This is a genomic window from Pseudomonas sp. DF5, assembly GCF_058148225.1.
This window is the reverse complement of the sequence record NZ_JBYVYM010000009.1, coordinates 1-14,418: the sequence shown is the minus strand read 5'-3', so window position 1 is coordinate 14,418 and position 14,418 is coordinate 1. Positions and strand designations below refer to the sequence as shown.

The following is a 14,418-nucleotide window of genomic DNA, read 5'->3' as shown; positions in this document are numbered from 1 at the left end:
GAATACATTCCCTATCAAGCTATCATCCAGGCCCATTGCAGCTTGATAGTTTTCTATCAAAGCGACTCAAGGGCCCACCATGAACAACAAGAAACGCCCCACCATCGCCACCGTTGCCGAGCACGCTCGCTTGAGTGTCGCCACCGTGGACCGGGTGCTCAACGCCCGGGCTCCGGTCAGCCCGGCCACCGCCGAGCAAGTGTTCCAGGCTGCTGAAGCCGTCGGTTATTTCGCCGCCCGGCTGATCGGCCAGCGCATTCGCGAACGTCGCCCCAGCTATCGATTCGGCATCCTGTTGCTCGGTACCGCCCAGGCGTTCTATGCCAACGTTGCCGCCGCCATCACCGAGGCAGCGCAGCGTCAGGTCGGGGCCAATCTGAGCTGCCAGTTCGAATACGTCTTCGATCGCACACCCGGCGCGATCATTGCCCAGATCGAACAACTGGCGGTGCAGTGCGATGGCCTGGCGGTGGTCAGCTTCGCTCACCCGCAGATCAATGCCGCCATCGCGCAGATCAGAGCGGCGGGCGTGCCGGTGATCGCCCTGCTGTCGGACATCCATGAGGCGGCAGAAGAACCTTACATCGGTCAGGATAATCATGAGGTCGGGCGCACCATGGGTTGGCTGCTGGCTCACACCTGCGGTGCACGCAAAGGCAGCGTCGGCGTATTGCTCGGCGGCCATCGTTTTCTTGGTCATCAGGCTCGGGTCGAGGGGCTGCGCAGTTACCTGGCGGAGCGCGCACCGGGGTTGCGGCTACTCGAAGCGGTGATCAACCTGGACAACTGCGATGTCACCGAAGAGGCGACGCTGGAACTCATCGCCCGCCATGCCGATTTGCGGGGGCTGTGCGTGGTCGGCGGTGGCGGCGACGGCATCATCCGGGCCCTGTCACAGCTGCCGAAACGGCCGTCGCTGTGTTGCATCCTGCAGGAGTCGACCGAGCTGTCGCGACAAGCCCTGGATCAAGGGTTGATCGACCTGGTCATCGACTCCCAGCCGCGATTGCTGGCGGCGGCGTTGATCGATTTACTGGTCGAGTTGCAGACCGCACCGGACTTCGATCCGCTCCGGCATCGGGTGCATATTCCGTTGCAGATCATTACCTCGGAGAATGCTCGAGGCTGAACACTTCCCGTCAGCGACGTAGCAAATCGCATTCCGGCTTTAGCCAACAGCGTGCTGGCCACCGTCGCCTTAGTCCGCTACAGCGGACTGCAACAACTCCAGTGCACGGTCAAAGTCAAAGCGTTCGACCTGCTGCGCCACAAGGCTCAGGCACTTGGCCAGATCCTGGTCGAGCGACAAACCACGCAAATCATCCAGCATATCCTTGGCAGCGGTGTCGCTTTCGGCCAGCAGGTGCTTGAGCCTGGCGAGCCGTCCCTGTAGATCCGCCCCGGACTGCCGAACCTGCGTCCTCGGCACAGGGGCTGTTTCGCCAAGGCGGGCCAAGCCAGCCAATACCGGTGTCAGGCGCTGCTCGACTTCAGCCAAGCGAGCCTGCACTCGCTCACCGGGCTCACCGTCCTGGCAAGCCTTCTCCAACTCCAAAGCAGCCTGGGCAACGGCCTTGGCCCCAATGTTCCCGGCGGTGCCGCGCAGGCTATGGGCCAACCGAGCCGCCGCTGTTGCATCAGGGTCGGCCAGTGCCGCGTGGAACTGCACGGCGAAGCTCGTCTGGGCTGCGTGGAACTTGCGCAACAGGCGCAGATAAAGCTCGCGCTTGCCCATGCAGGTGGCTAACCCGGCAGCCAAATCGATGCCCTCCAGCCTGGCGGGTAACCAATCAGCGACTGCGGGCACAGTCACCACCGGCGCCAGGCTATGACGGTCAGCGTGCGGTTTGATCCATCTGGCAAGGGTGGCGAACATGACGGCCACGTCCAGCGGTTTGGAAATATGGTCGTTCATGCCACAGGCCAGGGCTCGTTCGCGGTCGCCAGCCATGGCGTTGGCGGTCATGGCGATGACCGGCAACTCGGCGAATCGCGACTGCTGACGAATCCTGCGGGTGGCGGTGTAACCATCCAACACGGGCATCTGACAATCCATCAGCACGCCGTCAAAGTCGGTGTCACGCTCCAGTAGATCCAGTGCCTGCTGACCATCGTTAGCCAGAACCAGGTCAATACCCGCCCCTTGCAATAACTCACAGGCCAGTTCCCTGTTCAGCTCGTTGTCTTCCACCAGCAGCAAGCGCGCGCCCTTCAGGCTGGCCAGGTAGCTTGCACTCTGCACGTTGCGCTCACTGGCCCGGGTTTCGGTCCGCGCCACCCTGCCGAGCACAGTGCCGATGGCTTCCAGCAAGGTCGACGGAGTAACCGGTTTGGTCAGCACCACCGGCAATTGCAGCCCCTGGCGCTCGGCCTGCTCACGGACCTCCTCGCGGTCGAACGCGGTGACCATGATTACCGAAGGCGTGTGCACCAGATTGGCAGAGTACATCTGGCGTACCGTCTCCACCCCGTCCATACCCGGCATGCGCCAGTCCATCAACACCAGGTCGTAAGGCAACGACTTCTGCTCCGCCTCCCCCAGCATGCGCAGGGCCATGCGGCCGCTATCCGCTACATCCACTTCGACACCGAAGCTGTGCGCCATGCCCGAGAGAATTTCTCGGGCACTGGCATTGTCATCCACCACCAGCACGCGGATGCCGAGCAACTCGTCGGCGGTAAACATGCGTCGCGGTTGCGCGTCGGTCTGCACGCCCAAACTCACACAGAAGTGAAAGGTAGCCCCCCTGCCGAGTGCGCTTTGCACCCAGATGCGCCCGCCCATCAGCTCCACCAGACGCTTGGAGATAGCCAGGCCGAGACCGGTCCCTCCGTATTTTCGAGTGGTTGAACTATCGGCCTGGTTGAAGGACTGGAATATCCTCTGACACTGCTCTTCGCTCATGCCGATGCCGGTGTCGCGCACCCAGAAATGCAGCTCCACCTCGCCCTCATCGCCACCCTGGTGTTCCACCCCCACCACGATTTCACCCCGCTCGGTGAACTTCGCGGCGTTGTTGCCCAGGTTCACCAGGATTTGCCCCAGGCGCATCGGGTCGCCGATCAATGCGGTGGGCAAGTCGGCTACCGTTTTGTAAAGCAGCTCCAGGCCTTTTTCCTCGGCCTTCAAGCCAACCATGCCGGCGAAGTTCTCCAGCACGTCCTCCAGATGGAACGGGATGAGTTCCAGATCCATCCTGCCGGCCTCGATCTTGGAGAAGTCGAGGATGTCGTTGATGATCCCCAACAGGTTTTCTGCCGAGCGATGCACTTTCTCGATGTAGTTGCGTTGCCGGTTGTTCAGTTCAGTGCGCAGTGCCAGATGGCTCATGCCGATAATGGCATTCATCGGAGTGCGGATTTCATGACTCATGTTGGCGAGGAATTCGCTCTTGGCCCGTGTCGCCTCTTCGGCAATTTCCCGGGCACGCTGCACCTCTGCCTCGGCAGCCTTGCGGTCGGTGATGTCGTAATACCAACTGGCGCTGATACGCCGCTCGCCAAGGGTCAGCGGTACCGTCGAGAGCAGCACATCGAAACGTTTTCCCCCCTCCTGTTGCAGGCTGGCTTCGAAATTCAGCACCTCCCCCTCGGCTGCCGCGGCCATGAAGCTGCCGCGGGCCTGGGCATCGCACCAAAAGCGACTTTCATCCACCTCGCCAAGTTGCTCGCGGCCAATGCCGAACAGGCTTTCAAGCTCTGGGTTGCAGTAGCTGAGTCGATCGTGAACATCACGGATCAACATGGCCACAGGACTGCTATCGAGCACAGCGCGCAGCTGCGTCTCGCTGGACTTGAGAGCCGCCTGCAACTGGCGCCTCTCGCTGACATCACGCACGGACGCACAGATGCAGGTGCCCCGCCCCTCGAGGGTCGGCAAGTGCGACAGGCCGATCTCCACCGAGAACTGGCTGCCGTCCTTGCGCACGCCCTTCAGGTCCTCCATGTTCGCACCCATCTGCCGAGTACTGCCGTGAACGATGAAGCCATCGCGCAAGGCCACATGCCGCTCGCGAGCTGCTTCGGGAACCAGTCGTTCGACGGCTTCGCCAATCAGTTCCCCCGGGGCGTAACCGAACAGATTGTCCAATTGCGGATTGGTCATCAGGATCACCCCGTCGGAACCGATCACCAGCATGCCGTCCGGCGCCGTCTCGATGATCCCGCGATACCAGGCCTCGGTGGAACGCAACGCACTCTGCTGGGCCTCCAGCGCCTTGGATTGCTGCTCCAGCCGCAGCGCCTGCGCGCCCATCTCGTCGGCCTGACGCCGGGTCTCGATCAACAGAGATTGCACCGCCAGGTTGCGCTCCATGACCGCCATGGCACCGGCCAACCGTGGCAATGCCTCCTGCAGAAGCGACAACTCTCGCTCGCCAGGCGCCTGGTAGCCAGCCAGTTCGAGCACACCGAGCAAGCGCTCACCGCGCAGAATCGGTTGCAACAATAAATGGGTGGCCGACACCTCGCCCAGCTGCGAATACAAGTGGCCGAACACCCCCTGCAGTTCACGCGGCACATGGTCTATCGCGCACTGCCCGAGCAGACCGGCGCCCAGGGCCACAGTCGGCGCGGGTGGGTGCTGCGGATCGGTGGCGTAACTGCCAACCAGCTGCAAGCTGTCGGCACTTTCCTGCAGGCTGTAGAGCACGCCCCGACAAATGCCGAGCATGCTCGCCATATGCTGCAGGAAGACCTGGGCCAGTTCGTGGGGTGTTTCCGCTTGCGGCAGATCAGCCTGTAGCTGCGCCGTCTGAACCTTGATCCAGCGTTGCCGCTCCAGTTGCCGGGACTCAATTTGCAACTTGGCGATAGCACGAGCCAGGTCGCCGGTCTCGTTCTGCAGATCGGTATGGGGGATGCTCTGGTCCAGTCGGCCGGCAGCCAATTCGTCAACGGCGGCGCGTACCCGATTGAGCGGCTGGCGAATCGAACGACTGACCAGCCAGGCCATCAACAGTGCCAGCGTCAGACCGCCCAGCAGCAATTCATAGGTGAGTGTGGTGCTGCGTCCGGCGAACTCGGCGATCTGTTTGGCCGTGTCATAAATGGAGGCTTCCTTGATCCGGGCCATCTGATCAAGCAGCTCGTCACCCTGTTGATCCAGACTCTGGAACCCGTCGCTGTCGAGCAACAACAGCGCCTGCTCCTGATGCCCCTGGCCAGCCAGTTGCAGTGCCTGCTCGCCATCACGTCGCAGCCGCTCCAGCAACACCTCGAATTTGGCCAGCCGCACCTGATTTTCCTGACGCCACAGGGTCGGCTGAGCCTGGGCCAGGGCTTCCTGAAGGCGCAGCTGAACATCGTGCAACCGTGCAACCGCTTCGGCACGAATCTCCCCGTTGCTGGTGCCGACGGCGCGCTGCAAGGCCTGTACCCAGTGCGGCATCTGCACCCTCGCCTCGTGCAGCTGCGCGAGGCCGACCAACTCCTGCCCGTACAGCTGCTGCATGTCCCGTTTTAGCGACTCCTGGGTACGCAGACTTTGCACTCCGAGCACCAGAATCAGCGCCAGTAGAGTGGCAAAGCCCAGGACCAGTTTATGGCTTAAAGACAGGCGCTCCAGCAGCGCGAACACTCTGGTCATTGCAGCTCCCCGTTTATGCAAGCGTTAGCCGCTCAAGGCTCCTGGGCGATGCGCTCAATGGCAGCCAGTTGCCTGGCCATATCCTGATCGCTATCGGCAAAGCGTTCGGCGATGGTACGAAACTGCTCGGCACTGCTGAGGAACGCTTCACAGACGTCCGGATCGAAGTGTGAACCGCGCCCTTGCCGGATGATCTCCACCGCCTGTTCGTGAGGCATTCCAGCCTTGTACACGCGCCGACTGATCAGCGCGTCGTAGACATCCGCCACCGCCATCAGCCGGGCACTGATGGGAATGTCGTCGGCGGCCAGTCCTTCGGGGTAACCGCTCCCATCCCACTTTTCCTGGTGGCTGTAGGCGATTTCCTTGGCAAAACGCAGGAAGTCCACCGAGATGCCCAACTGATCCTCGGCATGCTGGATCGCATCGCGTCCCAAGGTGGTGTGGGTCTTCATGACCTCAAATTCTTCGGGAGTGAAACGCCCCGGCTTAAGCAGGATGTGATCGGGAATGCCGATCTTGCCGATGTCGTGCAGCGGCGCTGACTTGAACAACTGGCGGATGGTTTCCTCGTTGAGGAAGTGCTTGAAGCGCGGGTGATCGCGCAGCAGTTCGGCCAGCAGCCTGACGTAGTGCTGGGTACGACGGATGTGGTTGCCAGTCTCGTTGTCACGTGTCTCGGCCAGCGAAGCCATGGCCTGGATGGTGACATCCTGGATAGCCATCACCTCTTGGGTGCGGCGCTGAACTTCCTGCTCGAGGAAGTCGTTCTGGTCGCGAAGGAAGTCGGCCGCAGCCTTGATCTTCAGCTGGGTTTCCACCCGCGCCAGAACCAGCGGCGCACAGATGGGCTTGGTGATGTAGTCAACTGCGCCCAACTCCAACCCCTGGATTTCATCCTCCATCGACGCCAGGGCGGTGAGAAAGATGATGGGGATACTCTGAGTGCGCGGATCTTTATGCAGTTGCTGCGCAACCTGATGACCCGATAGCCCTGGCATCATGATATCGAGCAGGATCAAATCCGGTAGCGGATCACCCTGCAGCACGCGCAGAGCCTTCTCTCCGTTGTTGGCGGCCTTGACCCGATACCTGTCCTTGAGCAGGTCAGTCATCAGCATCAGGTTGTCCGGCGTGTCATCGACCACCAGAACAGTGGCCGCAGGATAAACGTCTTGTTCGTTAGCCATGGCTATCGGCTCCCCTGCCCTGTGAGGAGAGGCCGCGCGATGCCACTCCATTGCATGGAAGCGTAGCTCTTATTATCGCTATCGCTGGGCAACACTTAGCGGATGCTGGCCGCTGGTCGAAAGCGGCCGCTTTGACTTTCTCGATATGTTATTTAACGAGCCGCTTTTCCTTGGAAGGCCTGTACCCGAAGTACGAGCTATAACACTTGCTGAAATGGCTGGGCGACACGAAGCCACAGGCCACCAACACGTCGACCTGGGACAGTTCGGTATGCTGGAGCAGTCGCCGCGCTTCAGTGATGCGCAGCTCCATGTAATACCGCTGCGGCGTTGTACCGAGTTGCTCCTTGAACAAGCGTTCCAGTTGCCGCCGGGAACGACCGGCATAGGCCGCCAGTTGCTCCAGCTCCAGAGGCTCTTCGAGGTTGGCGTCCATCAGCTTGACCACCTCGCGCAAGGGCGCGCTCACACAGATGTTCTCAGCCGGTTTGATGCGCCGATAACGAGACTCCTCGAACGCCAGGATGTCCTCGATCCCTTCGACGAGGGCTTTATCGTGCAAGCCCTTGATCCAGTCCAGCGCCATATGGAAGGCGCCCGAAGGGCTGGACGCGGTGAGGCGGTCGCGATCAATGACGTAGGGCTCGCTGGTGACCTGCGTCGCCTTGGAGATTTCCGCGAGTGCGGGGCGATGTTCGGGGTGAATGGCGCAACGATAGCCATCGAGCAAACCTGCGCTGCCCAGGAACCATGCGCCATTCCACAACCCGGCCAGACAGACACCCTGGTCCGCCGCCATTCGCAACAGGCTGATGAACTCATCATTAGCCTTGAGCTCTGTCCTGTAGCCGCCGCAAATCACCAGCAGATCCAGGTCGTGGATGGCTGAAGCATCGAGACGTGCATCCGGCCGGATGACCAGGCCCAAATCGCTGATGACCTCGCCCTCATTCAAGCCGAACGTTCGCGAAGAGAACAACCTGGGGCGTAGGAGATTCGCGGTGACAATGGTGTCCAGTGCCTGGGTGAACGCAGGGAGCGAAAAATGCTCGAGCAGCACAAAGCCTGCTCGGGTCATTCGAACAGGCTCATCAGGGTTTTCATTCAGATAGCGGAGATTTTTCCCCTTCATGCCTCCGCTGAATTGACGTCGTTCGATCAATGTTCGACCCACTCGGTTACTGCGTAGATAAAGCCTAATGCTAACTGTAGAAGCGCAAAAAGCCCTAGCACCATTATGCGTCCGATCAAGCCAGTTGAAAGCCGTGACGAAGCGGGTCTTTGTCATCGACAAAAATGGTGTTGTGGCCCGATCCGGCGCCACCCAACAGACAGGTTCAATCACAGAGGAAGAGAACGGTCCTGAATGACCCGTTTCATCACCAGGGTGGATGTCAGGCGCTGGACGTTGGGCAGTGTGGAGAGGCGTTCATCATAAAGCTGCTGGAAAGCTGGCAGATCCCGGGTGACGACGTGGAGCAGGTAATCGGGCTCTCCAAAAAGCCTTTGCGCCTCCACGATCTGGGGTATCTCCTGAAGCGCAACCTCAAATGCTTCAACCGCCCGATGATCGCCCTCGCGAAGCGTCGCAAACACCATTGCCGAAAAGTTAAGGCCAAGTGCATTGGGGGCGAGTTGTGCGCGATAGCCCAAGATCACGCCTGACTCTTCCAGGGCACGCACTCGACGATGGCAGGGGGACAGGCTGAGACCGACCCGCTCCGCCAGTTCAGTCACCGACAGGCGACCGTCGGCCTGAAGCTCGGCAAGAATTTTCAGATCAATTCGGTCCATATAGAAGAATCTCCCTCAAACCAATATCCGCGTTGGAATAATAGGGAAAATATTCTAGCCGGTTTCAATTATTCTTTTTCTCGAACTTTAGCGCTGTTGGTCGTCCGCACTTGGAAACAAGTCGGTCGCCCTTCCCTGCCTGAGAGATAGAGAAATGCAAAAACCCGTTGAAATCAGAAGGTGGCGATCATGACCCTTAGTGTTTTCGCTGCTTTCTGGGCCGTGTCGTTTTTGTTCGTGATTACACCGGGGGCGGATTGGGCGTATGCCATATCGGCGGGGTTATTCGGGCGTGTGGTGATGCCCGCCGTGACCGGGCTGCTGCTCGGGCATTTGGTTGCCACGCTGGTCGTGGCGGCCGGTGTCGGCGGACTTGTTGCGAGCAACCCCGTTGCCCTTTCAGTGCTCACTGTCGGCGGGGCTGCGTATCTGCTTTGGCTGGGCATCAACATGCTCCTGCATCCTTCGGTTCCTCGCGCGGGGCAAACCCAGCAATCCGGCTCCTGGGCGCGCTGGACCTTTAAAGGGGTCTGCGTGAGCGGCCTCAACCCCAAGGTCTTTCTGCTGTTTCTGGCGTTACTGCCTCAGTTCACTGACCCGACGGCCTCTTGGCCGGTGCCGATGCAGATCATCGCGTTAGGCCTGCTCCATGCGTTCAGTTGTGGCGTGGTTTATTTGCTGGTGGGGTTCGGCTCTCGAGTCGTGTTGCAGGCACGTCCCGTTGCGGCTCAAGTGGTCAGTCGGCTCTCGGGGGCGATCATGATCATCATCGCGCTGCTGTTGTTGATCGAGCAGATCTTGCGCTGACCGTTATTTCATCTCGGAGGAAAAGATAATGAGTGAAACGTTCTCGCCTTATGGCAACAACGAAGTGTCGAATATGCAAGCACGCATCCGGATCCCTCATCTGCAACAAATGAAAGTACGTGGCCAGAAGTGGGCGATGCTGACGGCCTACGACATGTACACGGCAACGATCTTCGAAGAAGCCGGCATCCCTGTTCTGTTGGTGGGCGACTCGGCATCCAACAACGTCTACGGCCATGAATCCACGCTCCCCGTCACGGTTGACGAGCTGATTCCGCTGGTACGCGCCGTCACTCGGTCAACCCGCAGACCGCTGGTGATTGCCGATCTGCCCTTCGGCTCCTACCAGGCTTCGGCCGAGCAGTGTTTCCACACCGCCGTGCGTTTCATGAAGGAAGGTGGCGCCCATGCGGTGAAAATCGAGGGAGACATCGAGATGCTGCCGCAGGTCGAAAAACTCACGCGCTCAGGGATTCCGGTGATGGCTCACATCGGCTTCACACCGCAGGCCGAACATCAACTGGGCGGCTACCGTGTTCAAGGACGAGGTGACGATGCGCAGCGACTGATCGACAGTGCCCGAGCCTTCAAGGCTGCCGGCGCCTTCGCGCTGCTCATCGAAATGGTACCCGCAGAGGTCGCTGCACAGATCACCGCCGCCGTTGCCATTCCTACCGTCGGCATCGGTGCCGGCAGCGGTTGTGACGCTCAAGTATTGGTGTGGCAGGACATGGCGGGGTTGCGCACCGGACCTCTGCCAAGGTTCGTCAAGCAATACGCCGACCTGCGAGGCGTGCTGCTCGGTGCCGCCCGCGACTTCGCCGGCGATGTGCAAACGGGCGATTTTCCAGGGACCGAGCATTCTTTTTAGTCGAAGGAGAAGGCGCTTCAATGAAAAGCTTCAGACAGCGTGCAGCCGAAGGGCTCCAGACAGGCGATAGCTTCACCCTCTCCCGCTGCTTCTCGGCGAAAGATATCCAGCGTTTCGCGCAGATCTCCCGCGACTACAATCCGGTGCATTTCGATGCGCGTTTCGCGCGTGCGCGACACTTCAAGGCACCAGTCTCCCATGGCTTGCTGACAGCCAGCCTGATGACTGAAATCGGTGGCCAGATTGGCTGGCTGGCCTCGGCGATGACGTTCCATTTCAAGCGCCCCGTTTATCCAGGGGATACCGTCACCTGCCATTGGCTCATCAAGGACGTGGATGAAAAAGGTCATGCGACGGCGGTTATCACGATGACCAACGAGGACGGTATTACTGTGCTGGAAGGAGAAACCAGCGGTGTTTTGCCTGGCCCAACGGAGCGAGAAATCATGAGGCAGATGCTGGCTGAGGGTGATCCTACAAACGGGGTAGCGCGCTCTGATATCGCTAATGAGCCACCTCCAGCCATAAAAGCTTCGATTGCTGCAGCGCCACTATCTGTGACGTTCGCTTTTCCCTTTCTGTTCTACCGCTTGTGGGCCTATCAATGACAATGCTCACCCCGATGACTAACCAAACACCTGAACCTCAATCCGTCCACAGCCCCATCACCAGCAGCGCGATCTTCATCGTTGCAAAGCCAGGTTATTGACCGTTTTACTGTTTGGTATCGGGTAGTAATCGGCCAGAAGCAGCCCTTCGCGGCGAACCACACTTAATTCCACCACTGATATGGAGGAGTTCTCCTTGGAAAACCGTTCAGGGTGACTCTCCGTATGCTTCAGATTTATTAGCCTCCTGTTCTTCCTGTTTTCACAGTTGCGTGAAAAACTGCGCGCTCTTTGCCGCTCACTTTTTGTCTGTTTTGATGGAACTACCGATGGACATCATGGATACCAAGCAAGAAAACACCCTCGAAAAATCACTCAGGCTGGCGGCGGATGAACCGGCCCATCGGCCTGACTTTTTCAAGACTCTGTTGAATTCCACGATCTACGTCCTTGGCACTGCCGGCACTGGCGAAGGTCAAGTCAACCTCGAGGCTGGTAGCAACATCAGCATCGCGCATTGGCAGAAGCCTGACGGCTCCGCTGTCATCCCGTTTTTTTCTTCGTTGCAAACACTACAAAGATCCATAGATAGCGAAGAGTCCTACATAGAGATCCCAGCCAGATCGCTGTTTGAAATCACACTGGGCACCCCTCTTTTCCTCAATCCAAAGTCTCCTTACGGGAAAGAGTTTTTCCCGGAGGAAGTGCGCCATCTGCTCTGCGACGAGATCGGCCAAAAGCCGGTGCAGCGCACGGTCGAAAAAGACACCAAAGTGCTGCTCGGACAGCCGTCGCAATATCCGTCGAAGATGGTCAATTCGCTCACACAATTACTTGCCAAACATCGCAACGTAAAGCGTTCGTTTCTGGCGTTGATGCATGACGCATCGTCTGATCAAAAGCCTCATCTGATCATTGGTATTGAAGCGGACGGAGATATTGAACTGGTCATGCGCGAAGCCGGTAACGTTGCCGGGGATACCGCTCCGGATGGTGAACCCGTTGACCTCTATCGCGTTCACGAAGGGGAATCAGGCCTGAGCGATTACTTCCTAAAGCAAACCGCACCCTTCTATGAACGGAAGTCGGCAGGCTGGCTGCGTTCATTGTTTGGCTTTGGCAAAGCGTGACAGAGATCAACGCCGTGCTAACCGCAGAGCAGGCCTGCGAAATCGTGCCTGGCCTGTTTGACGGCGTCATGAGAGATGGCAAACCTGAGCGTTTTGTCATTCAGTCATGTGAGCTTTCGGCAGAGGGGACTGATTTATTTCCGATTTATTTCCTTTATGGCTAAGGCTCGAGCAGCGATTCAACCGCCAGGCTGTCGGAGATAGAACTCACCTGCGGCTAGCACCATGGTCGACTTTTTCAACAAAAGCGGCCAGAAACAGCCATTCGCAACCATGTTCAAGGCGTTTTGCATGTCAGCCAGGCACCCCAGAAAAGGCTGCTGAAGAATCGGGTAACGTCCCCGAATCCGGCGTCATGCAAAAGTTTTTTAACCACCGCCTCGGAATGTGGAGGATCAGCGCCCTGAAGAATTTTCCCAAGCTTGACCTTCACCTCATCCGGGCTGGCTCCATGCTGCCGCCATCGCTGCCCCCAGGCAGCCAGCAGTAATGGCTGGCTGGCATAAGCATATTGATTCCCCGCGACAATCAGCGGTGCACCCGGCTTCAGATGAGCCCGAATGGATCGTAGAATTTGTCGCTTGGCACTATTCCCTTCGAGATGATGGAGTACGCCAATCAGAGTGGCTGCGTCATATGACTGGTCTGCCGCCAAGTCTTCGACATTCCCAAGATGCATGGCCGTTCTTTCAAGCAAGCCGTTTGCCTCTAACTGCTGCTTCGCTGCCTCCAGCATCGGCTCCGATGGATCAACGGCAGTGAAGCGCCAACCTGGCTCTAGCTTGGCCATGGCAATAATTTCCTGTGCCGTACCACCAGCACCAACCACCAATATTTTTGCCGAGCTTGCATTGCCAAGGCTTGCCGCCAGCATGCACGCAGCCAAGTCTTGGCAGGCGTCATATCCTGCCAGTGCAATACGGCTCTGTCGGCCGTATTCATTGGCTCGTGAGATATCAAATTTTTCAGCAGCGTTGAGAGGGGATGATTTCAAGTCGGTTCTCCATGTCCTGAAATCAAGCTACGCCACACATAGAAATAATAAAAATTCATTAATTTTATGTGCTGCATTCCTGTAAGGAATGAATGGCTCAAACAATCGCGATTTTTGCTTAAGCTGACTCAGCCTTATCGACACCCCGATGGACCGATTGCTCCCCCACGACAGGCAGCAATCGGCTAGGAGCGGTCCGTCGAAGCCTGGTGCGAAATTGCTGACGATCACTAGGCTGAGAATTCTTCCAGCCAAGTGATTTCAGCGCGTGGTCGCGTGTCACCGATCGGCACGGAGTGTCACAATTGCGCCACCTTCAATCCCGAGCGCTCTCCATGTTTCGTCCTGCCCTGCAGATCGTCGCCGTGCTTCTGTCCTGGATGACCGCCACCACGGCGCTGGCCGACCCTCAGTACTTCCACAAGACCTTCGCGGGCCGCATTGGCGATCGCTATGCGTTTACGATGAATCTCAAGAATGTCGACGGCAGGCTGACGGGAAGCTATCGCCATGTCGGCAAGCGCAATGATATCTACCTGAGCGGCGAGATCGACCCATCAGGAACCTTTACGATGAACGAGTTCGGGAGTGCGGGCCAACGCACCGGCACCTTCACCGGCAAGGTGGCCAGCGACACGCTCGACGGCAACTGGGCATCGGCCCGTGGCGACCGGCGCTTGCCCGTTGACGCGCATCAGACCTCGGAAATCATCATTGGCTCGAAGCGCGAGATTCTCACGCAGGCGATCGGCACTTATGCGCTCGATAGCGTCAGCGGCGTGGGCTGCCCCAGCGGCGTGTGGGAGTCGTGGCGAGACAAAGGCCGATGGAAATCGAACTTCTCAGTCGTCGAGGATGGGCACGGCGAGGTCTCAGACGTGAGCCTGACACGCGGGAACCTGCACCGGCTCAACAGCATGACGGTCACTTTGGACACCTCGCTCGCCACGCGCCTGAGCGTCGATGGCAAGGTGCTGCTGTCGATCCCGTACCGCGACGCTGGCATGCAGTACGAGATCAGCCAGCCCCACAACTCTGGCATAGAGTACGAGATCAGCCAGCCCCTCAACAGCGTAATGGAGGATCACCTGAAAACGCTGTCGCCCGCCACCACCGTCTATAACGAGCATCTCTACCTGTTCGCCCGCGACGCGATCGATTTCGCGCCGGCGATGTCGGGCAATTATCTGTCCAACGACGTGGGCGTCGTGACGGTCAGCTACGCCGTCGTCGGCAAGACGTTCGACGTCTACCTGCGGGACGACAACGGCTGCAGCGGTACCGTGTTCTCCTTCCGGCGCAAGGGCCGATGAAGGCGATGCATCATGCGCCTCTAGGTAAGGCCCCGAGTGCAGCGGCGACACCAGTGCTAGCCTGAATTGCTGCTGACGAGAAATGTGTACGACCGTTGAGGGTCGGTTTCAGCCGATCGCCACA

10 protein-coding genes and 1 pseudogene are annotated in these 14,418 nt (G+C 58.9%); 6 read left to right on the top strand and 5 right to left on the bottom strand.

Annotated elements, in window-relative coordinates:
- Positions 1-79: 79 nt before the first annotated feature.
- Entirely contained in the window at positions 80-1,129 is a 1,050-nt protein-coding gene (locus AC30D7_RS10425) for a substrate-binding domain-containing protein (protein ID WP_490133980.1), read from the top strand.
- Between the two features lie 69 nt (positions 1,130-1,198).
- On the opposite strand, the gene AC30D7_RS10420 is transcribed toward AC30D7_RS10425, so the two are convergent.
- From AC30D7_RS10420 to AC30D7_RS10405, 4 genes are all read right to left on the bottom strand, one after another.
- Positions 1,199-5,587, bottom strand: coding sequence for a response regulator (locus AC30D7_RS10420; protein WP_490133979.1), 4,389 nt, complete (start codon positions 5,585-5,587; stop codon positions 1,199-1,201).
- A gap of 32 nt (positions 5,588-5,619) precedes the next feature.
- The gene (locus AC30D7_RS10415) at positions 5,620-6,777 is read right to left on the bottom strand and encodes an HD-GYP domain-containing protein (RefSeq protein WP_490133978.1); all 1,158 of its coding nucleotides are present in this window, start codon (positions 6,775-6,777) and stop codon (positions 5,620-5,622) included.
- Between the two features lie 148 nt (positions 6,778-6,925).
- Positions 6,926-7,909: a GlxA family transcriptional regulator gene (locus AC30D7_RS10410; protein WP_490134105.1), complete on the bottom strand. Its 984-nt coding sequence runs from the start codon at positions 7,907-7,909 to the stop codon at positions 6,926-6,928.
- Between the two features lie 209 nt (positions 7,910-8,118).
- On the bottom strand, positions 8,119-8,571 hold the full coding sequence (locus AC30D7_RS10405; protein ID WP_490133977.1) for an Lrp/AsnC family transcriptional regulator: 453 nt from the start codon (positions 8,569-8,571) through the stop codon (positions 8,119-8,121).
- Between the two features lie 189 nt (positions 8,572-8,760).
- Here AC30D7_RS10405 and AC30D7_RS10400 point away from each other — a divergent pair, with 189 nt between their 5' ends.
- The 4 genes and pseudogenes from AC30D7_RS10400 (at position 8,761) to sseB (ending at position 11,987) form a co-directional block, all read left to right on the top strand.
- The gene (locus tag AC30D7_RS10400) at positions 8,761-9,378 is read left to right on the top strand and encodes a LysE family translocator (protein ID WP_490133976.1); all 618 of its coding nucleotides are present in this window, start codon (positions 8,761-8,763) and stop codon (positions 9,376-9,378) included.
- Between the two features lie 28 nt (positions 9,379-9,406).
- Positions 9,407-10,249, top strand: coding sequence for a 3-methyl-2-oxobutanoate hydroxymethyltransferase (gene panB / locus AC30D7_RS10395; protein WP_490133975.1), 843 nt, complete (start codon positions 9,407-9,409; stop codon positions 10,247-10,249).
- Between the two features lie 20 nt (positions 10,250-10,269).
- Positions 10,270-10,749, top strand: a pseudogene (locus tag AC30D7_RS10390) (MaoC family dehydratase); the annotation flags it as partial.
- Between the two features lie 437 nt (positions 10,750-11,186).
- Positions 11,187-11,987, top strand: coding sequence for an enhanced serine sensitivity protein SseB (sseB, locus tag AC30D7_RS10385; RefSeq protein WP_490133974.1), 801 nt, complete (start codon positions 11,187-11,189; stop codon positions 11,985-11,987).
- Positions 11,988-12,264: 277 nt separating this feature from the next.
- Here sseB and AC30D7_RS10380 read toward each other — a convergent pair whose 3' ends face one another.
- A complete protein-coding gene (locus AC30D7_RS10380) occupies positions 12,265-12,981 on the bottom strand; it encodes a class I SAM-dependent methyltransferase (protein WP_490133973.1) in 717 nt (238 codons plus the stop codon).
- Between the two features lie 335 nt (positions 12,982-13,316).
- On the opposite strand from AC30D7_RS10380, the gene AC30D7_RS10375 reads away from it, so the two are divergent.
- Positions 13,317-14,294, top strand: a complete 978-nt coding sequence (locus tag AC30D7_RS10375; RefSeq protein WP_490133972.1) for a hypothetical protein — start codon at positions 13,317-13,319, stop codon at positions 14,292-14,294.
- Positions 14,295-14,418 lie beyond the last annotated feature (124 nt).